Raw genomic sequence first — 22,588 nt, 5'->3', positions numbered from 1 at the left:
TTATTCCAACAATTCCACAGTTTTTTATTGAAATCTTTTTCTATTTTCTTTATACTAAAAAAGAAATAAGAGGTATTTTCATATGGTGAAAGGTAATAAACAAAAAATTTTAGACGCCTTCTACGATTTAGCGATGCTAAATCCTGATGAAACTAATCTTTCGATGAGCGAGCTCGCCAAGAAAGCTGGTATTTCACGTCAAGCAATCTACAAACATCATTTTCACAATATTGATGATATCATTGCATTTATTCATGATAGTATCGATAAACCTGTTTACGAGACATTTTTAGAATATAGTACATTGACAAATAAAGACCCCTTTCTTTTCATTGCAGATAAAATTTTTCCTATCCTTTATGAAAATAGAAAATGGCTAAAGATGCTGTATTCTAGCTCAATGGACCCTCATTGGACCAATTATTTAAAAAAGATTTATACAAAATGGGCGCTTGAAAATATCAAACCGAATCAATCACTTATTGATTTACCAGATGACTTTATCATCTCCCTACTGGTTCATTATGTGATTGCCAACATTGAAGTGTGGATAACCCAAGAAAATCCACTCCCACCACAAATCTTCAAAGAAAAATTTTTAACCCTCGTTCACACCTCAATTGATCAATACATATCGTCAGAGAAAACTGAAAACTAACTATCACAAAAGAGACTGAGCAAACAGTTCAGTCTCTTCATTTTAGACTAACTCTAATACATTAAAATAATAGTTGAGGTGAGTTTTTCAAAAAATGCACTAAAAAACACCCAATGAGGTAAACATTGGGTGTTTGTAATCGTTGCTGTAAAGCCGTTCTTAACGTTTTGAGAACTGGCTAGCTTTACGTGCTTTCTTAAGACCTGGTTTCTTACGTTCAACCATACGGGCATCACGAGTAAGGAGACCAGCGCGTTTGAGTGAATCGCGGAAGTCTGGATCTACTTGAAGAAGGGCACGAGAGATACCATGACGGATAGCTCCTGCTTGACCAGCGTAACCACCACCGATAACGTTTACAAGAACGTCGTATTGACCAACAGTTGAAGTAACTGCAAATGGTTGGTTGATGACAAGGCGAAGGTCAGCGTGTGGGATGTACTCTTCAACATCTTTTTTGTTTACAGTGATTTTACCAGTTCCTGGAACAAGGCGAACGCGTGCAACAGCGTTTTTACGACGTCCAGTACCTGCATATTGTGCTTGTGACATAGCTTATTTGTTCCTTTCCTTAGATAAGTCCTGAAATATCAAGAACTTCTGGTTGTTGTGCAGCATGAGTGTGCTCAGCACCTACAAATACTTTCAATTTCATACCTTGAGCACGGCCAAGAGTATTGTGTGGAAGCATACCCTTAACTGATTTCTCAATCAAGCGAACAGCGTTCTTAGAGCGGAGTTCACCAGCAGTAATAGATTTCAATCCACCTGGGTACATTGAGTGAGTGTAGTAAACTTTATCAGTTGCCTTTTTACCAGTTAATTTTACTTTTTCAGCATTGATAACAATTACGAAGTCACCTGTATCAGTATGAGGTGTAAAAGTTGGTTTATTTTTTCCACGAAGCACGCTTGCTACAACAGCAGAAAGGCGTCCAAGAGGTACATCAGTAGCGTCTACTACGTACCATTTCCGTTCAACTTCACCTGGCTTAGCCATGTATGTTGTTTTGTTCATGATTTCTCCTATATGAATATCGTTTTTGTTTACAGAGCGGATGTTCCGGTCCGCAAGTTATTTGGAAGGTTCCGGGGCCTTACAAATGGGGTAAACAATACCGCCTACTATCATACCAAATTTTAGGGGTAAAAGTCAATATATTTGGTAAATTATTTATGAAAGAACGGTTTCATTCCGTTTAATCTTGATTTTCATGGGCAATACTAAATAATCCCAAAGTTCCAGGACCAGTATGGGTGGCAATAACGGGCCCTAATGGTAGGATTAAAACTTCATTAACCTGATCTGACAGAAGAAGTTGCTCTTTTAATACTTGAGCCACATCCTGACTGTTTGACCCTGCATAAGCAATTACCACACGTGGATCAGAAATACCTTCCAAAGTCATGCGCACTACTTCAGCATGAGCTTTTTTCTTGCCACGAACTTTAGCCACAGAATCTAGCCTACCATCTGCTTTAACGGCAATAATCGGCTTGATATTGACCAAATTCCCCATGAGAGCTGCCGTTTTTGAAATCCGTCCGCCTCGCATGAGATGGTTCAAATCATCCACGAGGAAATAAGTACGCACTTTTGGCAGTAAGGATTCTATCAAGGTTACTACCTGTTCTAAACTTTGCCCAGCAGTTTTTGCCTCTACCGCTTTCATCACTAAAAGACCTTCTCCCATAGATGCAGCCTTGGTATCTATCATTTGGATGACAGCTTCTGGAAAATCTTCTAAAACTATATCCCGTGCCATGACTGCACTCTGATAAGTTCCTGATAAAAGAGATGCAAAAGCAATATAAAGGACTGGCATGCCGATCTCAGCATAGTGACGAAAGATAGCTTCAAACTGACCAACATTGATTTGACTAGTTGTCGGCTGGCTACCGGCTTCCATTTTAGAAAGAAGCTGCTCACTCGTTAGTTTCTTATCTCCGACTGTTTCATACGTCTCTCCATCCAGCTGAATGGTCAAACCGAGAATTTGAACATCATTTTCTAAAGCCCAGCTTTCTGGAAGATCTGCTGTTGAATCCGTTAAAATCTTAAAAGTCATCTTTCTTTTTTCTCCATTATTTTCTGTAAATTGCGTAAGGTTGGATTGTCCATAGGACATAAAGGTGGTTTTCCCATTTGAAGCTGTTGGCTCATTTGATTCAGATCCGACTTTGTAATAGCTACTTTCTTTTCTAGTTCACAAGCCGAAACACGCAAAGCTCCTTGGGCAAAGACAATCCACTGCTCATTTAAATTGCTCATTACCACAGATGATTGAGCTCGTGGTTTGCTACTTCATATTCAATGCCATCATCTACCATTTCGTTCTCATCAATCAAAACGATTGTCACACTGAATAAGTTCTGACGAACACTAAGCATATCTTGAGCATTGAAGTCACAAATTCTTTCCAAATCTTAAAAATCAGCCTCATTCCTCAATTTATCAGGGAAAAATTTCGTTCTACATTCCGTTCGCTCTGGTTTAAAAATGGACCAGTTTCCTTTCAAAAGGCAGTCATCCGGCAAGCATAAACTAGTAAAATTTGGCTTTTCATAAGCGATTTCTAAACACTTCATACATGAGAATGGCTGCAGCCACACTAGCATTAAGGCTCTGCACATGTCCATTCATAGGAATGGTAATCATTTCATCTACATGCTTTTTAATATTAGCAGAAATGCCTTTACCTTCGTTGCCGATAATCAGAGCGAGTTTACCTGCTGTATTCCACTTAGTAGACGGAGTTCCATTCATATCCGTTCCAAAAATCCAAAAACCTGCATTTTTCAGCTTGTCCAAAGTTTGGCTGAGGTTGGTCACCCGAGCGATCGGAACGTGCTCTACAGCTCCTGTAGAGGTCTTAGCAACGACCGGCGTGACACCAACTGCTCGATGCTTCGGAATAATGATGCCTGTAACATTTGTCGCATCAGCCGTCCGTAAAATAGAGCCTAAATTATGCGGATCTGTTAGACCATCTAAAATGAGCAAGAGAGGATTGTTTTCCTGAGTTGCCATTTTCAACATCACCTCAAAATCCGTATAAGCAAATTCTGAAACACGCAAAACAAAACCTTGATGAACGGCACCACCTGTCATTTCTTGTAATGTTTTTTTGGTAGTCCAAGAAATGGAAACCTTTTTTTCTGCTGCCAAATCTTTCATCTTAGCAACATTTTTCCCACGTAGATCATCTTGAATATAGAGTTTATTTCCAGTATTGGCCATGAGAGCTTCCGTCACAGCATGTACACCGTAGACAATATCGTTATTTTCCATGACTTTAGTATAGCATAATATACTCATTTTTACTTAGTCAAACTGACACAACCCTAAACATATCAACCTTTACCAATCATTTCTAACCTCTTTTAAAAAGACAACATTAGACAATATTCACCATTATTTCTCTTATGTTTGGTTAATTTTTGGTAAACTTAAATCAATTTTTTCCAACTTATTAATTACTTCTGACTTCATATTCTGAGTAACATGAGTGTAAATTGATAAAGTCGTTTTTTCATTTGAATGCCCCACTCTCTCCATAATCGCTTTTAAAGGAACACCTAATTCCGATAATAACGAAATATGAGAATGACGAAAAACATGACTAGTCAATTTAAAATCTTCACCTTTATCAATCCCAGACTTCTTAAAGGTTCTTCTCAAAAATGTATTAAAAGTAATCAATAACAATGGATACTTCTGCTTATAAGTAAAAACCAAATCACTTTTTCCTTCAAGCTGACTATATTCAGATAAAATTTCAATTACTCTACCTGAAACTGCTATGGTACGAATAGAACTAACGGTCTTTGGAGACGTCAAATAATAATTTTCAGCACTGCCTTCTGTTACTAAAGTATATTGAATATGAATTTCTTTATTCTCTATATCTACATTTTCCCACTTCAACCCCAATGCCTCTCCAACTCTCATTCCTGTCAAATACAAAAATTCTGCCAGTAAAATCAATCTTTTATCTTCCTTTGATTTTCTTAAATAAAGTAAATATTCTCTCATCTCTTCTTTAGATAAAAAATGTTTCATTTTCTGTTTCATCAATTTCACACTCTTCTTCGCCTTAGGTAAAACCACTCTATCCATTGGGTTTGTTTCAATGTAGCCCACTTTTAAACAATAAACAAAATATGAATCTAAAAGAGTTCTAAATAGCCTACGATAACCTACAGACCAATCGTTTGATAATAAATACTTTTGCAACATTATATTTGATATTTTTCTAACCTTTTGTTTTCCAAATTCTCTTAAAAAAGTATCAAACATCGATTTTTGTCTGACATACGTATTTCTTTTTAATTCCGATTCCCGAATAGACAACCATTCATTCGCTATTTCAGATACTAATAAATCTTGTGAAACACCAAATACTGTATTTGTCTTTTGTTCAATTTTAGCTTCTAAAACTTTTCTTGCTTCAGCTTGAGCTGCCCTTGTCTTAGAAGTTAATGTACACGATACCTGTTTCCACTTCCCCTCACTTTCATCATAATATTTCTCGTAATAACGCACTTTTTTAGCACCAATTACCTTAAAAAACATAGAACCTCCTATTTCTAGCAGGTATATCTTTAGTCAATACCTACAATTATATCATTTAAACTTATTTTTCTCTTTATACAATAAAAACAAATAGAAACCTCTCACATTAATCATGACTTTTCCACCCGTTCCAATCGAAATATTTTTAAATTTTCTAATAGCCTTTGCTTCTTCTAAACGTCTCTCAATTGTTTTAACAGAAATAGCCGAAAACCAACTCTCTTTCAACTGTTTCTTTGAAACAAATTTATCTGGATAATTATTATATAATTCTTGTACTTCCAAAAGTCTTTCCTCACTTTCTCTTAATCCCTAAAATACAATAGCCATTCTCTAAACCAACATAATTCACCAATTTATAAACAACATCTACCTCAATCAACCTACCAGTCAAACTATTCTCTTTAATCTCATGCAACAATAATTTATCGCCTACTTGATAATTCCTATCATCTTTGCGAAGCTCAAAATTCTTCTTTCCATTCTGAATATCATCATAATACAAATGAGATATTTTAATTTTATGTATCATAAATTTCCTTTCCAAAAAATAAAAATAAAGCAAGACATTAACGACTTGCTTTATTGAATTTCTTTAAAAATGCCACTCCAACCAACATCAAGGCACCTACCAAACTCATTCCAAGACTGGCTACAGTCCCTGTTTTCGGTAGGACTTTTAACTCACCCTTCTCATCTTTTAAAGCAACCGTCCCATCTTGTTGTTTCACAGCTCCAATTTCAGACGCATTTTTCAACTCCACTCCACCTGAAGCGTCTTGAACATACACTTGACCTTCTTTTGTCCCAACAACCGTATGACCTGTATTCGTCACAATTGGTTGCTGCTCAATTTGTTCTTCCGTAACATTGATTTGTTTTGGAGGTTCGGTCGCTTTAACACCTGTATTTTCTTCTGCTTTCTTTTCCTCTGGTGTAGGAGTAATCGGTTTTGTAGCCTCATCCGCCTTAGGAGTTTCTGCAGGCTTTTCTTCCTTTTTCTCCTCTTGAGAAGGTGTCGGTTCTTCCTTCTTTTCCTCATTCTTTGAAGGTTCAGTTGATGGCTCAACTGGTTTTGTGGAAGGTTCGCTTGGTTTGACTGATTCCTGATTTTCCCCTGACTTATCTGGAATAGTCGGATTAACTGGTGTCTCAGGAGTTACCTCACCCGTTTGCGTTTTGTCGTCTTTGGGTTTCTCTTCTTTTTCCGTCGGAACTGGAACTTTTTCATTATCCGAAGGAGAAGGAACTACTACATCTACTGGACTTGTTACCTTTCCTTCTTCTGCTAAAGCAGCCAAAGGGCTTGTACCTAAAACACTAACTGCTACTAATAAACTTGCTACTACTTGCTTTTTCTTCATTTCTTTTTTCCTCATTTTCTTTCTATTGGTCATTTCAATGACCATCTACATACCATAACTGACTAGCTGTTCCCTTATCTAATACCCGATAGGAAACTGTCATTGCCGGTACTCCAAATACATTCATTTCTGAAATTAAAATGGTTCCATCACTTCTCACCTCTTCACAAAAAGCCACATGACCATAAGTTGGATCAGAACCTGCTAAACCTTGAACAAAGGAAACTGCTGTATGTTTTTTAGGTGTATGGCTAGAAGAAAAACCTGCTTTTCTAAACCAATCACCACCATTTCCCATAAAGGAATCAAACTGAATACCTAACTGTTTTGCACGATTATAAACATACCAAGTACATTGACCTGCTGGATAAGAACCACTTCCGTCGTATGCATGACCATCATATTGACTGATATTTCCCCAACCTGCAGGAATCGCTGTGGTACTTGTACCCGTATTATTATCCTTAGAAAACGTACCTTGTGCTGTTTTTAAAATGTCATAGATGACTTCCGCCCACTCTTCAATCGCACTTACCTTCGTTTGAGAATCGGAAATTGCCACTCCTTCATAATATTGTGACCAATCCCGAGCCGCTTGTTTTGGATCTCCACTAGAGCCCATTTTTATAACCACTCTAGCATAAGCTCCCTCTAACTCGGTACTCATCAAATCCATTTGAATTTGTTTATCCAGTTTCTTTTCCTTTGCTTGACCCCAACGATTGCCATTGATTGTACTACCCCAACCAGACCACTGATAAAAACCAGCTACACCACCACTAGGATTCACCGCCTTTACATCAAAACCACATTCTCGATAAGCCACCGCCAACGAACCACTGGTCCCCTGAAGCGTAAAATGATGACGAGAAATGAGTCGATTTGCGAAATCCAACGCATTTTGTGCATTGTCTTCACTCAACTGCCGACCTGTTTTTTCTGTAAATTGTTGCGCAAAGTCTTTAGCAGAGATGGTAATGCCTCCTGTTGTGGATTCAAACGTTTGTGAATCAGCAGCTCCACCTCCAACAATTAAAATCATAAGGCTTAAAAAAAGAGTAAGAAGTAAAAACAGACCAACCAAGCTACGTTTTACTAATTTCATCTCTTCCTCTTTTCAAACAATTCTCTCGAAATTGCCGATTTTTCTTCTACAATAGGAGAACTTTCTAAAGGTTCTTTAGACTGAATGGACGGTATTTCTTGCTTCCGCTTCAATTGTTCCCTATGAAATTCTCTCTTCATTTGTGGTTTTACCAACTCGTTTTCAATCATAGAAGAAAATGTTGGCTTCTCATCAGACTGGTGTTGTTGATATTCCCTAAAAGCGACTTGTTCTCTTTTTCGTTCTTCTTGTCTTTCTTGACGTTCCAAGTAACGATTTTCTCGTTCTCTGAAAGCTACTTGAGCAGGGGCATTCGTATCTCCAGCTAAATCATGTAACTTAGACCGAAGACGTTCTCCTTTTGGAATGGTTGCGACATGACGTAAATGATCTGCCGTATCTAATAAACGTTGTTTAAATTCCGCTCTCTTATCCAAAGCCACCTGTTTATCCAATGTTTCACCTGCACCATAACGAAGCGTATCATAACCTTCTAATGCCCGATTAGCTCCTTGCTTCATGGTGTTTTTAGTTGCTCGAAATAACGTTCGCACCCCAGAAGATGATGGAATAGATGGCTCTAACGCTTCATTCGCTGGACTATCTACCAAAGATTGTGACGAATCAATTGTTGAACGATCCAGGGTTCGATTTTTAGAGAAAGGATTCACCGTTGGAATTAAATCTGGTTGGTACAAGTGTCCAAGATTTTGTTGAACACGTTGTGCCACTTCTTGAGCAGACAACGTACCTCTAACAAACAAGCCCATTAACATGGAGCGACAACGCCAAAGGACAAACCAAATCAAGCCCTGCAGAATCGCCACCCAGAAGTAAATCTTACTCATGCCGCCTGCGACCCCTTCAATCAAACTATTGATAAAGAGGAATGCCCGAATCCCAAAGAGACCCAAACCACCTAAAAAAGCAAACTGAAGAATCTTCTTTCCTGCATTCCCCAAGACCTGCTCAAAGCTGGGAATCATAGCAATAAAGAGTAAGAAAACCAAGGCTACAATCATCAGAAGTACCATGTACTTAAAGACTAGCGAAATCAAACCAATCATAATTAAAGCCAGACCAACTACCATAGCCTTCACTAATGACGCAAAAGCAGTTAGGAACTTGCTACCAATACTTGACCAAGCCAAGTTGGAAATTTTCTTATTTTCTTTTGAAACTTTTTCAACAAGATCGCTTTTTCCTTCTGTTTCAAACAAAGTTCTTACTTTCTCTTCTGAGACATCTGTCGTATTGAAGTTTAAAGCGAGAAATGGTTTATAGACCATTTCTTGAAAAATGGCTTCTTTAACCGTTGCCAAGTTATTGGCATTCGTGCCAATAGATTGGTGGTCTTTATCCAGTTGATCAAAACCAGAAATCGCAATCTTTGTCATATCCGAAGAAACGCTATCCACAATCTGAATCACTCGAGACAGGTTATATTTGGCTTCAAACTGTTGATTCCCGACATTCGTTGAAAAAATAGACGGACGATACAAAAACAGCGCTAAGAACCAAACCAACAAAAAGCGAAACATTTGAAAAGGGAAGCGTTTCGTTTTAAAGAACTCTACCAAGCCACCTATCATCGCTAACGCATAAACCAAATATTGGTAATCATCCATAAAGGTTTGAAACATTTGAGCGGAGAAAGAAACAATCTGATCCAATACTTGATAAACATTTGCACTAAAGACTTGTTCTAAAATGATAATCACTAAGCAATATAGTGTCTTTGTCACAAAAAACAAGCCCTGCACAATGGCATTGACCACTTTGGGGAAAATATCTGTTATTCCAAAAAAGCCATCTTCCAAATAAATATAACTCGTTAATTTAGACAATTTTGTTGGATCAACCGTATTTTTAGCCTGTTCCAAATAAGTCTGTGCTTCTTCCCGCTTTTTAGCAGCTTCTTCTAAAGAAACAAATTTTTCTTCATAGTTACGAATGGTTGTCCGCAAACCTTGTATCTGGCTTGAATCATTTTTATCCGCATTCTTTGCAATGTAATTTTTAATACTTTCAATATCTCTTGCAGCTTCTTCCAATTCTTTTACAGTTGGAGATTTTTTCTGCAGCGTTTGATCCACTTGATCAGCTGCTTGCTTAACACTCTCATAGGAAGAATCCTTTTGAATCGCTCGCTCGTTTTTTTCTTTTTTCTCTTGAGCTTGCTTCTTTCTAGCTGCTTCCTGACTTTGACTTTCCTGGACATTGGCAGGTACATAACCCTGATTTGAATTTTTGGGAATGATTTTCTCATTTGGATTTGGAACAGTATTATAACCATTTATTCCTGGAGTATCTGCCAAAACACTAATTGGAAGAAATAATAGAAACAGACTAACAAATAATAGCTGTTTCATTGTTTTATTCATTAAGCCACCTCCTGCTCTTCAGGTTTCCGTACTGTTTCAAACAGTTTCGCAATTTCTGGGAAAAACAAACCATCAACCGTCACTCGCTCTACGCGACCATAGGTATCTTTATAGAGACATTGAGCCTTAGTCATATTGTTAAACCACTCTTTACTATCTTCTGTAACTTGCACTTTCAAGCGACGGAGTACCTTTTCTGCCGCATTCTCCGCTTCATTATGAAAACAGAAATACGTCCCAAAGGCAGAGGTTTCTCCATCTTCTCGGTTTGAATCATCTGGTTCTTGCGAAATAAAGACCAAGAAATTATTTTGAGAGCGTCCAACCCGTTTGATTCGATTTAACAAACCACGACCGTAAGCCGTTATTTTAAACAACCAGGCTTCATCCATAAACTCTACTGTCTTACTAGCATAATCCCGTTCACCAAACTTGATACAATAATGACCTAAAGCGTACATCACTGCCAAAGACTTCTTATTTTCATAAGATAATTGCACCTTTTCATCATTTGGTAAATCTAAGTTCGCAATTTCCAAAATGGTATTCCGAGCTGTGAAATCAACTGCTGGATTGATACCGTCAGAAAAAATCAAGCTCAAAACCGAATCCTTCGTTTCTTCTATCAACAGTTCCGCTGTCTCTCGAACCTCTTCATTTTCATGTTGAGCTAAAGTCTTAAAAACAGAAAGTGTACCAACTTTTTCTCCTTTTGCTCGTCTCTCCGCAAACTCTCGAATCATTTTTGATAACTCTGTCTTGAATTTCTTCTCTTTGTCAAGAGGCATAAACTCATCAATCATCGAAATAATCAAGCCTTTTGCCTGTGTGCGATCTAAAAAGACAAGCGGATCCAATACTCCAGCATTCTCTTCCTTGGTATAATCTAATGTGATAAAATGAAGACTTCGGATATAATCTTGAATTTCTGGAAAACAATCTGTCTCCTCTAATTCTCTTAACATCTTTTCATACCAATAACGCTTTTCCATTTTCGGATCAATATATAAGGTTTGATCATTGAGTAAACTAGAGTAGAAATGAAGCATACTAGCCGCAAATGTCTTCCCTCTTCCTGTATCTCCTGATATAGAAATATGAGGATTGTTTGTCTCTCTACCGTCTGCCTGCTCATTCGCTTCTAAAATATTAACAAAGACTGGTTTATCACTTGCTGCAATCGCTTTTTCAAAACGAGAATGCCAAGATTTTCTTTGATTATCAATCATGCCAAAATAAAAACCAATTTCCTCACCAACCATTTGACTTGTAAAAAACAAGTCTTCCGCAAAAGCTCCCGCTTCAACTGGCTGAATAAAATTCTTATCTCCTGGCATAAGAATTTCACCAAAACGATTTTTTGAAAACAAATATAACTGATAAGGTGTTGCCCTGGAAAGACTAATCTTACTATCTTTCATGGAATCCATGAGAATATTGATTTTTTGTTTTAAAACCGTATAATCTGCATCCGATACGACCATCGTCTGCAAATAACTAATCATTGGAATCCCTTCATCAATCTTCTCTTCCATTTTTTCAACCAAGTATTTTGATTGACCGACCGACTTCTTCCCAACCGAATCCGCCTGTTGAGCTTCTGTTTGCGCCCCCTTTAATCTCGCACGGGCAAAACGTCCTTTGGTACGAATATTGTTAAATGGCAAACCTTTCGTTTTCGCAAACTTTGCTTTCGTCCACACCTCAACTGGAAATCCTAACGCTCTGGCTCGTTCAATTGTATGCAAATAAGAAGCATTCTCTGCTTTATAAGCCACTGGCAAAAATGCCACATACTGACTACCTTCCTCGTTAAACAACTCCAAAACATTCATCTTCTTAAAGTCAACTGACTTATCCCCTAGATTTCCCATATAATTTTCAACCAACTTCACTTCATACTCTTTATCTACGTTTAAAGAATGAAGATAAGCATACCGATTAACAAAAATCGTTTCTTGGATTTCTAGTCGTCTGAACTCTAACAAATCTAGCTTTTTTTCTAATTCTTCCCGTTGACGAACATACTTTTTTTCCCAGCCTTCCAAAACATTCTTTTGAAAGCCTAAATTTTCAATCAGTAAATCAGAAGCAGCTTGAATAGAAGATTGGATTACTTCTTTTACATCTACCGAAATAGAAAAAGATTTTAACGGAATCGAAATAAAATAATGATAATCACACAATTCCTTCGTAGACATCAAATAATCATAGGATTTTTCCAAAACAGAATACGCCATTTCTTCCGTATCCTTAGAAAATTTATGAGATAACTGTCTAAATTTCCCCAACAAGTCTTTTGGAAAAGGTAACATGACAACATCAAAATCACCATATCCTTTTATTTCTTCCAGCCAATCTACCACTAAATTCTTAGAAGCCTCTTTTTTAACTTCATCTACTGGATTTAGAACTTGTGGTTCGATTTCATACAAAGCAAAGACACTTCCATCTTTCTTTAAAATCAGATTTTCAACAATATCTTCAACTTCGTTATTTAATGCCATTCTTTTTCCTCTCTTTCTTTAAAATGTAAGATGGTTTAAAATACAATAAACCATCATTCAAATATAAACGTTTTCGCTTTCGTCCGTATTTCCAATAAAAACGGACATAATCTTTTAAAAATTTTCCTACTGGCTGTTGTTCAATTTTCAAATCTGATAAAATGATCCCCAAACTCCAGATTGGAAGAAAGCCTAAGGTTGCCCAAAAGATCAACGGAATCGGAATCACTTTCTCTACACGAGACATCAGCCACAAATACAACACATACAAGATTAAACTCCAACCAATCGTTGATAGTTTAATCGCATTTGACAGAGATATTTTTTCAGACAGCTTCTGAATCCAAATGGGTTGCTCTAAAGCCGACCGATAATTATAGACTTTTTTATCTACTCGCTGTTTTTCTGCCATTACTTACCCCTTAAAATTTAATATGACTCAACGCCCAATTCATGCCTTCCCCAAATTTCGCTAAAACTTCTTCTGGATATAAACAGAAAAATGCAATCACAAAACCAGCTGACAAAACCGTCAAAGATTTTCCAAAACTCTTTGTTTTCATAAATTCATAAATCCCAGCACCAACACCAATGCCTAATGCAACCCATACTCCTTGTTCCTTTAAAAACGTTGTTACTAAATCTTTCATTTATTCTTTTCCTCCATTATTTCAATTCTGCTGCATATTTTTTTGAAATACCATGCTCTAGTTTTTGAACACGATACGTTTCTTCTTTTTTATCTACTTGTAAAGTAACTACGAAATTCTCCTGGTGAGTTAGCCCTAATCCGTCTGTAAAAGTAACCTGTACCACATTCACTAGCACATCTTCTTTTTGCTTATCCTGAATAAAATAAGAATAATCTACGGACTTAAAGACATAACCTTTTACTGGACGAACTTCCTTAGAAAAAGGAGACATTTGCGTCTTGTCACCACTTGCATAAGCCTTGAAAAATGCTTCTACATATTCTTTAGCCTTAGAGTATTTTGAATCATCCGCTTGAAGATTCAACTGCACCTTATTTTTCGGATTTTTCGCAATATAAGAATCTTCATCTGTAAAATAAGGCAAGTCAGAAACATAATATTTGTTATTTTTTACTCCATAAGGAATATTGATCACTCCAACATTATTTTTCCATTCATCATTGACCTTTACGGAATAACCCACACGATAAGTCGCAAGATGATTTGTAATTTCAATCAAAACTGCACCTGTCAATTTACTTTCAAGATTCGTTGTTTTGGTACTTTTCACATCTATTCCTGCACCATAAAACTTCTTTAATTTCTCTTGATTTTCAGGACTATTATCTGAAAAATAAGAGTTTAAGAAATCTGTCATGAATAAACCAACTTTATTTGACAAGTTCCGTGAATCTTGATTTGTTACCTGGACTATTTTCTTTTCACCCCGCAATGTTCTAACTGCATTAGAAACAATTACTAAACCAGCCAAGCCAACCACACCAACTATAAAACCAAGCAATAAAAAATTAGCCGCTCTTTGACTAATCTTTCTTGGTCTTATCTGCACATTTTCTTGTTTCCGTTTTGGAAACTTTATTTTTTTCTTTTCTTTCCTAGAAGAAAAGAATTTCAACCCTCTCAATTGTTTTCTCCTTTCACGTTTTATTTCCTTTAAAATGGAAATTTTTAAAAATTTCCGCTCTAAAGGACATTATCTACATCTACATAAAACCCTCGTGTTGTATTGAGTACCACTCCTTTCTCTATATAAGCCTGAACAGCTGTCACCCAATTATTAGCCTTGTAAAAAAACTCAACAACTGAGGACATTTCACATTGATTCAAAATTTTTGTCATTAGCTGCACTTCATCTTTTGTCACAAAACAATAATGATGACTAATGATGTCACTAACCAACCAATGATTTTTCAAACAATAAACAACAATAAAATCATCTCCAGCATATAAGCCTTCAATGACCCGTCTTAACAAATACGCTTCATCAAGACTCATTATTGTATCTACCTGCCAATCTTCAAAGCCACAAATAAAAAATGATTCACCACCGAATCCTCTTTCTACCATTCTAGCCTCAATAACCTCTTTAGGATATTTCATAATATCTAACTGACACAATGAACTGGATTGACCGTCTGCATGCACTCGAACATTTGCAATCATACTTCTACCTCATAAATAAGAAAATAAGGTTTCTTACATTCTTATTTTCCATTCCACTTTTTAACAATTCCCTCTATATCCTCTTTTTTATCGTCACCAAATACTTGATAAAAATAATTGTAAGACGAATCTACACCTCTACTTACTTCCAAACCATTTTCTACTAAAAAATAAGAATGAATAACATACAAATTTTTATAAAAAATAGATAAAGTATATTGCAGCTTTTTTCGATTCCAAACTCTCCTCCCAACAGTAAAAGAAAGACCTCTATTATACTTTGTCATTGAAAGCAACTCTTCAAATATTTCTTCTGCAGTCATTTTTAAACCTTCCATTTTTCAATAGCTGTCAGCTTGTCTATTCAACTGTTCCAAATCTTCAACCGTAAACAAGCCTAAACCAATATAAGCAAAACCCTCATGATCTACAATTTCAATCTGTTCTTCATAAGAACCTCTTAAACCAAGTCTAGTCAACTTTCCAAAATAAAAAGGCAGACGAAACCACGCCTGCCTACCATTTTGAGGATTTCTGATTAAAACTCTTGATTTCATAAACTATTACCTACCATTCCACCTTTTAACAATACTTTCCACTTCCTCAATCTGTTCTTCACCAAAAATTTCCACAAAAACAGAAGGCATATAATTAAAATCTCTAGCTACCTCTTGACCACTTTCATCAAGTACAAAAAATATTCTTAAGACATACTTGCCATTTTTAAAAAACGTCAAATCATACCTTGTTTTCTTAGCATTAGTACGAACTTTAGCACGATGATAAGACATTCTCTCACCATGTGCCAACGAAACCAATCGTTCAAATATCTCTTCCACAGTCATTTCATATTCTCCCTCTCATACAAACACGTGCCATTGATTATCAACATAACCCAGAAAATAATACCTAACTCTTAATCGCTCCTTGATTTCTTCTAAGTGTTGTTCAATATAGCCCTCTAACTTACCACTTTCAAAAAGTTCCTGATAGTTTTCGTCAGTCAACATCTTTGTATAATAAGTCAAAACTTCTTCTGTATCAAAACATTCATAATGATTCACCCACATATCATCTGGATTTCCATCTCCAAACGCTTCAAGTTCTGCACCATCAAAGCACTTATCAATGGCATCCTTGATTTTTTCTGGCAAAGCCAAAAATTTTTTACCATACATATAATCTTCGCATAAATTGATATAACAGTTATAAGTCACTTTTACAGACATCTCTTCATCTCCTATTCTTAAATAAAAAAAGAGAGGCTTTTACCTCTCAAGTTTTTAACTAATTCGCCAACTCAGACAATGCTTTCCCACGCCCACGAAGAATCCCTTGGAAACGTCGCATTTCTTTATTAGCCCACCAGTATTTTTTAAGTTCACTTTGAATATCTTCAAGTCCTGATTCTTTTATCTGTTTTCCAGTCAATTCCTCAAACTGTTCACTTTTCAAAAGATTATTTAAACGTTGGGAAGCGTCAAATGCTTCCTCAAATTTATTTGCCTGTAAAAGTTCGCCCAATTCAGAAGAAGTGCCTTTTACTTGTTTAATAAATGTTTTTATTGTTTCAGCCATTTTTGTTTCTCCTTTTTATTATATTATTTATAGCTTTACTTTTATATCAACTAACCTTCTTTTTTGTAGGTGAACGAATCATTCTCATCTTTTTTATCTCTACTTTCTAAAAGATTCCCTTCGTGCTAACAAGCGCTTATACAAACGATGTTCCGCACAAAGTTTTAATACAACTTCCCTTTGTTTTTTCTCAGACTGCATTAAAATCCCAAAAATCAATAACCTTCTTTTCAAAGTAACTAACTGTCTTAAATCCCGTTCATAATCTTGTTGTAAAACAAATAAACCTGCAAAAGTATCTTTATCACAAGAAAAACGAGCTTGACGAACCAATTCTTGAATATCCATCTGATAAGTATTCATTGTCCCTTGTTCTATTTCAGGATGATAAAATACTCTATCTGGAATCATCAAAACACAACTTTTTACAATTGGTTCTAAGTCCTTTCTGCTTTCCAAAAATAACTTCAACTGCTTTTCTGCATACATGAAAGACTGCTCCTTACTGAATTTAAAATTTTCTCACCTCGATCGTTTAGTTCTCCTGAATTGATAATCATTCGCAAATTTTCTTCACAAACTAATTTGTCATATTCTTCTACCAAAGCTAGTGAATCAGATACCTGGTGCATTAACCAGCGAATCGTACGTTCAATGTTATAGGCTTCAGGCTGAGTTGATAATTTCAACGGTTCAACTCCGCCAAATAACAATTGCCATTTTTTATCCATAAGATAAGCACCATAATCATTCAAGCCGTCATAAACATTGATTTTACTATTGATTAAAGCTCGTGCAATTTCTGCTAGATCTACACCTAACAAGTATTCTTCCACCACTCCTTGAGCCTTTCCATGAGATAAACGAATTTCATACCGATTCCAAATTCCAAATACTTCCAAAGACTCTTCTACACTTAGATTTTCTTGTTTCGCTAACTCATATCGTTTTTCATAAAAGTTAAAATACATTTCAGATTGACGACTGCCAAAATAAAGAGAAATACCTTGACGATTTTCCTCAATTTCTTGTTCATCTTCAAAGTTTAAAGAACCACCACCAATGTAATTCCATGTCCGCATACTATTAAAATCCAATTCTTTATGATAATACTTTGTAATCATATCCGATAACAAGAATTGTTCCGTCTCCTTTTCATATCCTTGATACAATTCATCAATTGCCAAATCTAAGCGAGTAACACGCATATCTTCTCCGTAAGCTATCTTTAATTCTTGAAAAAAATCAAGCCAAGTAATTCCCTCATTTTCAAAAATGAGTTCCATTTGGCGACAACCTTTCCCAGACAGCTGCATTGTGATTTGATAATTACCTGTTTCAAATTTATCAAAATAATCAAAAATCCAAATATCACCCCGTTTCCACAAGTGGTTATAATTCATCAGCTTAGATTCATACGACTGAAAGTCTTTAAAAGCAACATGCAAAAATTTTTTACAAAAAAATTCTAAGTCTCGTATGCTCATTAACGTAATTCTCACATAGTCCACCATCACACGTAATCGAGACGGATCATGTTCTAAACAACCAAACTTAGACTTTATTTCACGAAACTTATCTAGTGTCAGTTCACGACGACCAGTTTCATAGAATTTTAAGCTCTGCAAGCTAATCCCTGCAGATAATGCAAACTTCTTTTGAGTTAATTTTCGTTTCTTCCTAAAATCCTTTAAATACATTGGATTCATGCAAATTTTCTCCTTTTCTTCATAAAGTTTACAGTTTTCCGCCCAAAAGTTTACAGTATCAAAAACTCGTAAACCCTTGATACACTTAGGACAAGGCGGGTTGTAATTTGTATTTTTTCAAATATTACCCCCCTATTAGAAATCGGGGGTTGAAAATTGAAAATCCCTCTGATGAGAGATAGGATAACCGGTGTATCGGGATAAACGGCTGCCCTACGGGCAAACCTATCCCTACACCTATCCTATCTCTCATCAGAAGGAGCTCAATAGCCCTTCTTCTACTATTCTCCCATAAAATACTGAGATAATAATTGTTTCCATGTGCCTGTAAAATGATCCTTCTTTTCAAAAAGACGACTTACCAACTGCAATTCATCATCTGAAAAAATAATATTTCCTTCCTCACGTGTAAACTGATGATAGTTTTCCTCTTCCAGGAGAGCTACCAATTTTGTAACCTGACTAAAAGATTTCTTAGATTCCTTAGCCACATCCATTACACTAAACAATACTTCATCTTCCAATAGCATTTCCTCCATTTCTTCTACATCAAATGGTTCTATTTCCTCTTCAGCAATAGATTGACCTTCCGTTGCTTTCTTCGCAAACTCTAACAAATCATCACTCATCAGCAAATCTGCTTGTAATTGTGTATTCTCCACTGGATCAAATTGATTTTCATGACGTTTAATTTTCACAAATTCATCATAAAATGAAAAACCTTTTGTCAACAATGGTGAATAAAATTCTCGTGCTACTTCTCCAAAAACAGCTGCATAACCTCGCCCATAGACACGACGACCAGAAACGTATTTCACATACTTAAATTCCTTATTACGATTTTCAGCACCAAATAAAGAATCATAACCATACTCATCCAATCGACCTACAGAAATCCGAAAGTTAATATTTGCTTGTAATTTTGAACCTAAATCATCACGAGATGGCTTTTGCATAGCTATAATCCCAAAACATCCAGCTTGACGTCCTAACAACAGAAATTGACCAATTGCATCATCTACTAAATTCCTTTGTTTAAAATCCAGCATAGACATTAAAGCATTGTACTCATCACAAACAAAAAAGTATGGCTCTAACCCATACTCATAATATTTCTTCAAATCCTTATGCCCCAAACGTTTCATTTCACTACGCATGAAATCATATCTAGCCATCATTATAACAACAGCATCTTGAAAACGCTGAACAATATCCTGAATTTCAAAAACAACACGACCTTGAAAAGCTGGCATATCTGCCATAGTCACAAAATCTGCACGTTTTGGATCACAAATATCTACTACACCAATCTTTGCCAAGCAATCAATCAATGAACGTAGTAAAACCGTCTTACCCCCACCAGTACCGCCTGCAACAAGTAAATGAGGATCACTAATAAAATCCCAATAAAGATTTTTCATTAAGCGAACCCCTTTTTCCTTATCCCAAATAACTTCTGGTATTGAAATCCGATTCAAATAAGCAGAATAAGCCAATTTATAAGTTTTAAACTTTGGTTCATCTAACGTTTCCATGAAATCCATAAAAAACGTATCTTCTAGTTCTCCACCCATTTTTTTGAATTTTTCCTGAAACTTATTTCCAGCCATTTTAAATGAAATAAATAAATCATATTTACCTTGTTGCATATAAACAGGCGGAAATTTAATAGACTTCTGCTTACTCCCCTGCTTTGTCTTTTCATAAACATAACCATGTTCAAATAAATAAAAAGACAATTTACCTAATCGTTCCATTTTCTTAAAAAATGGTGTGACTTCTTGCAAAAACCAAGTTAAATAAATTGAAAAAAAAACAGATAATAAAAAGAGACCTACTGTTAAACCAATTTGAACATAATCAAGAACTTGATAATCTTTTATATGTAAATACATATAAAATAATACAGCCACAAAAAAAGGAGAAAAAAAGAAACCAAATAAAATATAATTCATATGCCGCATATAAGGTTTTATCCTTACTCCACGATATTGTGGTAGCAAACGTACCATCTAATTCCTCCTTATTTCACATTATCCTTTATGTTCCTCTTGCTTTTGTTGTTTAGGAGCTTGATTAGTTCCTACACGTTTAATTGCAGAAGCAAACAACTTAAACTGATTATTCCCAACAGAAGAATAAGTTACCACAATATTATCAAAATCTACCTCTTCACGATTTTTCAATTTTAAAGCTTCAATATCTGATAAAGATTGATCTGTAACTGTTACAAAAATTGGTTGATGTTGTACATAAGATTTCACACCTACCACAATTCCACGAACTTCCCCAGTAGAAACCGTAGGATAAGAGCCATCTTGACGACGTGGTTGAGTTATATCTTCTTCATAAATAACATCTTGACCATTAACACTCAAAAACACCATTTTCCCAAAAATTTGTTTTAAATCAACCAAACCATCATTTAAAACACGATACTGTTTATCAGCAATCTGTAATTTTTCACCAAAATTCAATCCTACTTTTGCCATTAGTTAGCTCCTCCTACTTTTTTCAAACCTTTTGCCAATACATTTAATGCTGGCGCGACATTACGACCATTTAAACTACGATCTTCAAAAAAACGTGGTTCAACCACTTCTACTAAAGAATCTTCTTCAAACACTTCACTCGAAGCTGGTGTAATCACATGAAATACCCCATGTTTTTCATTACTTAAAACATGGCGTTGATATTGTCCTGCCTGTCCTTCAACTTGACGAGGGGCAGTCCCTAAACATTCGTAATACGCTGATCCAATAAATTTCGGATCTAATTTTAAAGTTGTAATATCCATACTATTTTTTCCTCTTTTCTAAAATAAAAAAGCGTGACAAAAATATCACGCTTATCCTTTCCTATTGATTTTCTTTCCGTTTCTTCAATCCAAAGAATCCGAACCCTGCAAGCATACTCAAACCAAGTGCTACTAAACCTGTTGAACTATGTTCTCCTGTTTGTGGTAGAGTTGGTTTTTGAGCTGTTGGAGCTGGAGTTGGTTTCTTAGGTTGTGGTTTTTCTGGCTCTGGAGTGCTAGTCTTAACTGTGTTAGAAACAAGCTCATGACCATTCACCACATTCTTATAAGTATTTTCAAATGTTCCAGCTGAAATTCGTTTCATCTGAATAGCCGCATTCACGTCAAACTCAGAAGCATTGTCTACTTTATCTAAGAAGTCTTGCTTCATAGAAATCTCGACAATTCCTTTGGCTTTGTCATACTTCAATTCTGCATATTGTGACAAATCTGTACCTGCCTTAATCACTGAACCATCTTTGAGCTTAATATCAACCCCTGCAATAGCTTTATATTCGCCAGTAAATTCATCACCTTTTTGGTCAAAATCATCAAAGAATCGGTATTCTTTGAGTGCTTCTCCACGGTCAGATGGCAATTTAGCTCCATCTAAATAGTAATAGAATTTATCACCCAGCTTAATCAATTTACCATCAAGATTTTGACCATCACCAAGTTTATTATAAACCTGTTTTTGGACTTTTAGCTCTGGTACATGATTTACCACCACATTTGAGTAATAACCATTGCCGAACTGTACTTGGAAAGTTTGGTTGGTATATTTTCCAGTAAAACCTTTCTTATTTTGCATTGGTGTATGGAAATACAAATCCATTCCCGTCTGTACGTAGGCTTTGTAAAACTCTTCTGGTTTTTCTGCTACCCACATGTAAAATGCGCCTTTAGGGGAAATACCTGAACGATCAATCATATCATTTAAGGCTTTAGAGAGTGTCTTACGATCTAAAACATGATACATTTTCAATCCATTCACAGCTTTGCCTTCAGAATCTTTCACCTGGAAACGACTTTCAAGCGGTGTGACGGCATCATCTTGATAATCTTCAATGTAGGCAAAGCCTTTGGCAATGGCTTCTTTACCAGATTTGTCATTTTTATTAGGACGATTCGTCCACTTTGATACATAGTAATTGATTCCTTCAGGAAGCATTTCTTTCCCATCAACAAGTTTTCCTTGCTCATTATAATTATGTTTTTCTGGTCTCAATGGGTCACGATTAGGGTTCTTAGGGTCATTTGGTTTGTTTGGATCTTGTTTACCTGGGGTATGAATCAAAACTTTGTTTGACTTACGAACATAACCATTTGAACCACCACCATTTACAACCATCTCAAATACATTTTCGTAGTCAGCTGCGTCATTTTGAGGACGACCCCAAACAGACAATGCCCCTAATTGATATTCTTTCGCACGTTCTTTATTGACTGCATCAAGAATTTCTTTTTTAGCTGTAAAGCTCAAGAAATTCGTTTTTTCATTATAAGAAACGTCATAACCTTTATTGGCTTCTTTCGTCTTTTCAACATCTAACTTAAAGCCTGATGGTAGATTATCATTAAAGACTAGTTTTGTATAAGTTGTTCGATTAGCTGGTAGAGCTTCCGGCTGCAAAGCAAAACGATTAAGCGAGTTTTTAGCAACGTACTGACCATTGACATTAACCTTATCCGCATTTTCAACCGCTTTTGCAATTTGTGGACGAGTGGATAACTTATAATCATGTACGTGCACC

Annotated in this window: 29 protein-coding genes; 1 reads left to right on the top strand and 28 read right to left on the bottom strand. The window is 35.9% G+C overall.

Annotated elements, in window-relative coordinates:
* Positions 1 to 82 precede the first annotated feature (82 nt).
* A complete protein-coding gene (locus tag PCY71_RS10935; RefSeq protein ID WP_003070620.1) occupies positions 83 to 658 on the top strand; it encodes a TetR/AcrR family transcriptional regulator in 576 nt (191 codons plus the stop codon).
* 159 nt (positions 659 to 817) lie between these two features.
* On the opposite strand, the gene rpsI is transcribed toward PCY71_RS10935, so the two are convergent.
* The 28 genes from rpsI to PCY71_RS10795 all read right to left on the bottom strand — a co-directional run.
* Entirely contained in the window at positions 818 to 1,210 is a 393-nt protein-coding gene (gene rpsI, locus PCY71_RS10930) for a 30S ribosomal protein S9 (RefSeq protein ID WP_003026228.1), read from the bottom strand.
* Between the two features lie 19 nt (positions 1,211 to 1,229).
* A complete protein-coding gene (gene rplM, locus PCY71_RS10925; RefSeq protein ID WP_003026230.1) occupies positions 1,230 to 1,676 on the bottom strand; it encodes a 50S ribosomal protein L13 in 447 nt (148 codons plus the stop codon).
* 181 nt (positions 1,677 to 1,857) lie between these two features.
* Positions 1,858 to 2,727 carry a DegV family protein gene (locus PCY71_RS10920; RefSeq protein WP_037598210.1) on the bottom strand — a complete coding sequence of 290 codons (870 nt, stop codon included), beginning with the start codon at positions 2,725 to 2,727 and terminating at the stop codon, positions 1,858 to 1,860.
* Positions 2,724 to 2,930 (bottom strand): NYN domain-containing protein, encoded by a 207-nt coding sequence (locus PCY71_RS10915; RefSeq protein WP_301412665.1) that lies wholly within the window; start codon positions 2,928 to 2,930, stop codon positions 2,724 to 2,726. The genes PCY71_RS10920 and PCY71_RS10915 overlap by 4 nt, the downstream gene beginning before the upstream one ends.
* Positions 2,930 to 3,082 (bottom strand): hypothetical protein, encoded by a 153-nt coding sequence (locus PCY71_RS10910; protein WP_260843582.1) that lies wholly within the window; start codon positions 3,080 to 3,082, stop codon positions 2,930 to 2,932. The genes PCY71_RS10915 and PCY71_RS10910 overlap by 1 nt, the downstream gene beginning before the upstream one ends.
* A 139-nt stretch (positions 3,083 to 3,221) precedes the next feature.
* A complete protein-coding gene (rlmB, locus tag PCY71_RS10905; RefSeq protein WP_058669874.1) occupies positions 3,222 to 3,950 on the bottom strand; it encodes a 23S rRNA (guanosine(2251)-2'-O)-methyltransferase RlmB in 729 nt (242 codons plus the stop codon).
* Positions 3,951 to 4,082: 132 nt separating this feature from the next.
* The gene (locus PCY71_RS10900) at positions 4,083 to 5,234 is read right to left on the bottom strand and encodes a site-specific integrase (protein WP_048800236.1); all 1,152 of its coding nucleotides are present in this window, start codon (positions 5,232 to 5,234) and stop codon (positions 4,083 to 4,085) included.
* Positions 5,235 to 5,285: 51 nt separating this feature from the next.
* Positions 5,286 to 5,519 carry a hypothetical protein gene (locus tag PCY71_RS10895; RefSeq protein ID WP_048800237.1) on the bottom strand — a complete coding sequence of 78 codons (234 nt, stop codon included), beginning with the start codon at positions 5,517 to 5,519 and terminating at the stop codon, positions 5,286 to 5,288.
* A 10-nt stretch (positions 5,520 to 5,529) separates the two neighbouring features.
* Positions 5,530 to 5,766: a DUF3850 domain-containing protein gene (locus PCY71_RS10890; protein ID WP_048800238.1), complete on the bottom strand. Its 237-nt coding sequence runs from the start codon at positions 5,764 to 5,766 to the stop codon at positions 5,530 to 5,532.
* Positions 5,767 to 5,803: 37 nt separating this feature from the next.
* Complete coding sequence (locus PCY71_RS10885) at positions 5,804 to 6,598, bottom strand: LPXTG cell wall anchor domain-containing protein (RefSeq protein WP_048800239.1); 795 nt, start codon at positions 6,596 to 6,598, stop codon at positions 5,804 to 5,806.
* 34 nt (positions 6,599 to 6,632) lie between these two features.
* Entirely contained in the window at positions 6,633 to 7,703 is a 1,071-nt protein-coding gene (locus tag PCY71_RS10880; RefSeq protein WP_048800240.1) for a phage tail tip lysozyme, read from the bottom strand.
* Complete coding sequence (locus PCY71_RS10875) at positions 7,700 to 10,087, bottom strand: hypothetical protein (RefSeq protein ID WP_301412618.1); 2,388 nt, start codon at positions 10,085 to 10,087, stop codon at positions 7,700 to 7,702. The genes PCY71_RS10880 and PCY71_RS10875 overlap by 4 nt, the downstream gene beginning before the upstream one ends.
* Complete coding sequence (locus PCY71_RS10870; RefSeq protein WP_301412617.1) at positions 10,087 to 12,594, bottom strand: ATP-binding protein; 2,508 nt, start codon at positions 12,592 to 12,594, stop codon at positions 10,087 to 10,089. Before PCY71_RS10870 ends, PCY71_RS10875 begins: the two co-directional genes overlap by 1 nt.
* Positions 12,581 to 13,006 (bottom strand): TcpE family conjugal transfer membrane protein, encoded by a 426-nt coding sequence (locus PCY71_RS10865; protein WP_049476109.1) that lies wholly within the window; start codon positions 13,004 to 13,006, stop codon positions 12,581 to 12,583. The genes PCY71_RS10870 and PCY71_RS10865 overlap by 14 nt, the downstream gene beginning before the upstream one ends.
* Before the next feature lie 10 nt (positions 13,007 to 13,016).
* Positions 13,017 to 13,244 carry a TcpD family membrane protein gene (locus tag PCY71_RS10860; RefSeq protein ID WP_049476108.1) on the bottom strand — a complete coding sequence of 76 codons (228 nt, stop codon included), beginning with the start codon at positions 13,242 to 13,244 and terminating at the stop codon, positions 13,017 to 13,019.
* Positions 13,245 to 13,260: 16 nt separating this feature from the next.
* Entirely contained in the window at positions 13,261 to 14,211 is a 951-nt protein-coding gene (locus PCY71_RS10855; RefSeq protein WP_049476107.1) for a conjugal transfer protein, read from the bottom strand.
* A gap of 59 nt (positions 14,212 to 14,270) precedes the next feature.
* Positions 14,271 to 14,750, bottom strand: a complete 480-nt coding sequence (locus tag PCY71_RS10850) for a hypothetical protein (protein WP_301412616.1) — start codon at positions 14,748 to 14,750, stop codon at positions 14,271 to 14,273.
* A 41-nt stretch (positions 14,751 to 14,791) separates the two neighbouring features.
* On the bottom strand, positions 14,792 to 15,073 hold the full coding sequence (locus PCY71_RS10845; protein WP_301412615.1) for a hypothetical protein: 282 nt from the start codon (positions 15,071 to 15,073) through the stop codon (positions 14,792 to 14,794).
* A gap of 18 nt (positions 15,074 to 15,091) precedes the next feature.
* Entirely contained in the window at positions 15,092 to 15,307 is a 216-nt protein-coding gene (locus tag PCY71_RS10840) for a hypothetical protein (protein WP_270743128.1), read from the bottom strand.
* Between the two features lie 6 nt (positions 15,308 to 15,313).
* A complete protein-coding gene (locus PCY71_RS10835; protein ID WP_003074185.1) occupies positions 15,314 to 15,595 on the bottom strand; it encodes a hypothetical protein in 282 nt (93 codons plus the stop codon).
* Between the two features lie 15 nt (positions 15,596 to 15,610).
* Positions 15,611 to 15,979, bottom strand: a complete 369-nt coding sequence (locus tag PCY71_RS10830) for a hypothetical protein (RefSeq protein ID WP_048800248.1) — start codon at positions 15,977 to 15,979, stop codon at positions 15,611 to 15,613.
* A gap of 58 nt (positions 15,980 to 16,037) precedes the next feature.
* Complete coding sequence (locus tag PCY71_RS10825) at positions 16,038 to 16,328, bottom strand: hypothetical protein (protein WP_301412614.1); 291 nt, start codon at positions 16,326 to 16,328, stop codon at positions 16,038 to 16,040.
* Positions 16,329 to 16,427: 99 nt separating this feature from the next.
* Positions 16,428 to 16,817, bottom strand: coding sequence for a hypothetical protein (locus PCY71_RS10820; protein WP_301412613.1), 390 nt, complete (start codon positions 16,815 to 16,817; stop codon positions 16,428 to 16,430).
* A complete protein-coding gene (locus PCY71_RS10815) occupies positions 16,796 to 18,037 on the bottom strand; it encodes a replication initiation factor domain-containing protein (protein ID WP_301412612.1) in 1,242 nt (413 codons plus the stop codon). The genes PCY71_RS10820 and PCY71_RS10815 overlap by 22 nt, the downstream gene beginning before the upstream one ends.
* Before the next feature lie 281 nt (positions 18,038 to 18,318).
* The gene (locus PCY71_RS10810; protein ID WP_301412611.1) at positions 18,319 to 20,049 is read right to left on the bottom strand and encodes an FtsK/SpoIIIE domain-containing protein; all 1,731 of its coding nucleotides are present in this window, start codon (positions 20,047 to 20,049) and stop codon (positions 18,319 to 18,321) included.
* Positions 20,050 to 20,070: 21 nt separating this feature from the next.
* The gene (locus PCY71_RS10805; protein WP_167702626.1) at positions 20,071 to 20,529 is read right to left on the bottom strand and encodes a conjugal transfer protein; all 459 of its coding nucleotides are present in this window, start codon (positions 20,527 to 20,529) and stop codon (positions 20,071 to 20,073) included.
* A complete protein-coding gene (locus PCY71_RS10800) occupies positions 20,529 to 20,834 on the bottom strand; it encodes a hypothetical protein (protein ID WP_049476099.1) in 306 nt (101 codons plus the stop codon). The genes PCY71_RS10805 and PCY71_RS10800 overlap by 1 nt, the downstream gene beginning before the upstream one ends.
* Before the next feature lie 61 nt (positions 20,835 to 20,895).
* On the bottom strand, positions 20,896 to 22,588 hold a 1,693-nt coding region (locus PCY71_RS10795), incomplete at its 5' end, for an SspB-related isopeptide-forming adhesin (RefSeq protein WP_301412610.1).

It is taken from the genome of Streptococcus sp. SN3, from assembly GCF_030439905.1.
This window is presented reverse-complemented; position numbering and strand designations above follow the sequence as displayed.

What these genes read in the sequence shown, in the direction of transcription:
- rlmB (WP_058669874.1), bottom strand. Translation starts at nt 3,950, where the DNA reads ATGGAAAATAACGATATTGTCTACGGTGTACATGCTGTGACGGAAGCT.
- PCY71_RS10890 (WP_048800238.1), bottom strand. Translation starts at nt 5,766, where the DNA reads ATGATACATAAAATTAAAATATCTCATTTGTATTATGATGATATTCAG.
- PCY71_RS10880 (WP_048800240.1), bottom strand. Translation starts at nt 7,703, where the DNA reads ATGAAATTAGTAAAACGTAGCTTGGTTGGTCTGTTTTTACTTCTTACT.
- PCY71_RS10915 (WP_301412665.1), bottom strand. Translation starts at nt 2,930, where the DNA reads ATGAGCAATTTAAATGAGCAGTGGATTGTCTTTGCCCAAGGAGCTTTG.
- PCY71_RS10840 (WP_270743128.1), bottom strand. Translation starts at nt 15,307, where the DNA reads ATGAAATCAAGAGTTTTAATCAGAAATCCTCAAAATGGTAGGCAGGCG.
- PCY71_RS10865 (WP_049476109.1), bottom strand. Translation starts at nt 13,006, where the DNA reads ATGGCAGAAAAACAGCGAGTAGATAAAAAAGTCTATAATTATCGGTCG.
- PCY71_RS10900 (WP_048800236.1), bottom strand. Translation starts at nt 5,234, where the DNA reads ATGTTTTTTAAGGTAATTGGTGCTAAAAAAGTGCGTTATTACGAGAAA.
- PCY71_RS10815 (WP_301412612.1), bottom strand. Translation starts at nt 18,037, where the DNA reads ATGAATCCAATGTATTTAAAGGATTTTAGGAAGAAACGAAAATTAACT.
- PCY71_RS10800 (WP_049476099.1), bottom strand. Translation starts at nt 20,834, where the DNA reads ATGGATATTACAACTTTAAAATTAGATCCGAAATTTATTGGATCAGCG.
- PCY71_RS10810 (WP_301412611.1), bottom strand. Translation starts at nt 20,049, where the DNA reads ATGGTACGTTTGCTACCACAATATCGTGGAGTAAGGATAAAACCTTAT.
- PCY71_RS10860 (WP_049476108.1), bottom strand. Translation starts at nt 13,244, where the DNA reads ATGAAAGATTTAGTAACAACGTTTTTAAAGGAACAAGGAGTATGGGTT.
- PCY71_RS10830 (WP_048800248.1), bottom strand. Translation starts at nt 15,979, where the DNA reads ATGTCTGTAAAAGTGACTTATAACTGTTATATCAATTTATGCGAAGAT.
- PCY71_RS10870 (WP_301412617.1), bottom strand. Translation starts at nt 12,594, where the DNA reads ATGGCATTAAATAACGAAGTTGAAGATATTGTTGAAAATCTGATTTTA.
- PCY71_RS10805 (WP_167702626.1), bottom strand. Translation starts at nt 20,529, where the DNA reads ATGGCAAAAGTAGGATTGAATTTTGGTGAAAAATTACAGATTGCTGAT.
- PCY71_RS10845 (WP_301412615.1), bottom strand. Translation starts at nt 15,073, where the DNA reads ATGACTGCAGAAGAAATATTTGAAGAGTTGCTTTCAATGACAAAGTAT.
- PCY71_RS10875 (WP_301412618.1), bottom strand. Translation starts at nt 10,087, where the DNA reads ATGAATAAAACAATGAAACAGCTATTATTTGTTAGTCTGTTTCTATTA.
- PCY71_RS10935 (WP_003070620.1), top strand. Translation starts at nt 83, where the DNA reads ATGGTGAAAGGTAATAAACAAAAAATTTTAGACGCCTTCTACGATTTA.
- PCY71_RS10835 (WP_003074185.1), bottom strand. Translation starts at nt 15,595, where the DNA reads ATGACTGTGGAAGAGATATTTGAACGATTGGTTTCGTTGGCACATGGT.
- PCY71_RS10850 (WP_301412616.1), bottom strand. Translation starts at nt 14,750, where the DNA reads ATGATTGCAAATGTTCGAGTGCATGCAGACGGTCAATCCAGTTCATTG.
- rplM (WP_003026230.1), bottom strand. Translation starts at nt 1,676, where the DNA reads ATGAACAAAACAACATACATGGCTAAGCCAGGTGAAGTTGAACGGAAA.
- PCY71_RS10825 (WP_301412614.1), bottom strand. Translation starts at nt 16,328, where the DNA reads ATGGCTGAAACAATAAAAACATTTATTAAACAAGTAAAAGGCACTTCT.
- PCY71_RS10920 (WP_037598210.1), bottom strand. Translation starts at nt 2,727, where the DNA reads ATGACTTTTAAGATTTTAACGGATTCAACAGCAGATCTTCCAGAAAGC.
- PCY71_RS10820 (WP_301412613.1), bottom strand. Translation starts at nt 16,817, where the DNA reads ATGTATGCAGAAAAGCAGTTGAAGTTATTTTTGGAAAGCAGAAAGGAC.
- rpsI (WP_003026228.1), bottom strand. Translation starts at nt 1,210, where the DNA reads ATGTCACAAGCACAATATGCAGGTACTGGACGTCGTAAAAACGCTGTT.
- PCY71_RS10885 (WP_048800239.1), bottom strand. Translation starts at nt 6,598, where the DNA reads ATGAAGAAAAAGCAAGTAGTAGCAAGTTTATTAGTAGCAGTTAGTGTT.